General features: G+C 41.9%; 1 protein-coding gene. It reads left to right on the top strand.

All coding sequences use genetic code 11. The features are described from left to right. On the top strand, positions 1-645 hold a 645-nt coding region (locus Q7P22_RS14060; protein WP_303865018.1), incomplete at its 5' end, for a PTS sugar transporter subunit IIA. Between the last annotated feature and the right edge of the window lie 867 nt (positions 646-1512).

Below are 1512 nucleotides of genomic sequence, written 5' to 3'. Positions count from 1 at the left end.
AATCATACATATGACCAAGAATCTAGAGCTTTTACTGCACAAGATCTTTTAGATAAACTAGAGCCTATTTTGAGGGACAAGAATCTAGATAATGAAGGACTAATTAAACGTATACGTTTAGAGGTTAGACGATATTTCCGGGAAGCTCAACAGCTTGAGAATCAAATAATATCTCCTTATCTCCATCAGCTTCTTCCTGCAAGTCATATTAGTCTGGATATCACGTGTAATGATTGGAGAGATGCAATACAAAAATCTTCTCTACCATTGCTAGAATTAGGCTATATAGAGCAACGCTATATCGAAGCGATGATTTGCGATATTGAAAAATATGGTCCCTATGTTGTATTGTTTCCAGGAGTTGCTGTTCCACATGCCTCCCCCAATAGCGGGTCTATAAAAATGGGGATGTATCTAACCCGACTAGCACATCCTGTAGTATTTGGAAGCGAGGAAAATGATCCTATTGAATTTATTTTTACCTTAAGCGCTGTAGATCGAAAAATGCATCTACGTGCATTTGCAGACTTAATTGATATGATTTCTAAGCCAGAAGTCTTTTTTCTAGAAAAGTTGAAAAAGGCTGATACTCCTGAACATGCAGCAGCAGTGATTGAAAAATGCGAATATGAGATAGTTAATTAGAGTAAATTTTGGCCCCTACGCTTCGATAGAGTTATAGATGATTCTTAAAATAATTTACTAAGAAAGAAATAATTAAATAGAGGCTGTTCCGTCAAGGCTTGAGTTTAAACTCGAGAGCTCCTTTATATTAGAACATAGGATCGACATTGCTATGATGGTCTCCACTGCCCCCCTCAGCCTCGTCATCACGCGATCCATACCATAGGAGTACTTTCGGTACTAAAGGCACCTTTGACACAGTTACACTCACTTGTAGCTTTGCGTTCTCTTTTGCGGTCTTCTCACACTACTTCCGGGTTCTTTGTCAGTCATCCCAGTTTTTCGCGGTGCCTGTTAGCTCAATGCTGCACTCCTACGCCAAGCTCTGTTAGTCCTTAATCAAGTAGGTCTTATTGACAAGAATGCGATTCGGGTAATCACCGTGGGAGCCCAATATCCTTCTACTGTCTCGATTTGTAAGCTTCGAAAGAGGCAACACCAATGAAATATTGGTATAAAGCATCTTTCTGGCCGTAAGTTCAGCCTATCCAATTGACACTTTCAAAGTCCCCAAGTAGGGAATCCCTCGGCCTGGAACTTAAGCGACTGGTATTATCTAAGCACCTTAGGCAGTCTTTCGGCATGTCATTTTTATGGCTAGCTCTATTAGCCGCAGGCCTGCTTTGTCTGACCTCCTCTATGATCGCAGTCAATAACGCTGCGGCCCTCCTTCTGGCACTTCAGATGTGTGTCGTATCTATCCAAAGATATGGGAAGTGAATGTTAATGAACTCGCGCGATGCCTGAGTTTGCCAACTTCATCATTGAGCGCCGAACAGATGCGGCTGAACTGTTGGGAAGACATTCATGCGCGGTCTTCGCGACCTC

The organism is Alkalibaculum bacchi (genome assembly GCF_937875145.1).
In the GTDB taxonomy this organism is placed as follows: Bacteria; Bacillota; Clostridia; order Eubacteriales; family Alkalibacteraceae; genus Alkalibaculum; species Alkalibaculum bacchi_A.
This window is presented reverse-complemented; position numbering and strand designations above follow the sequence as displayed.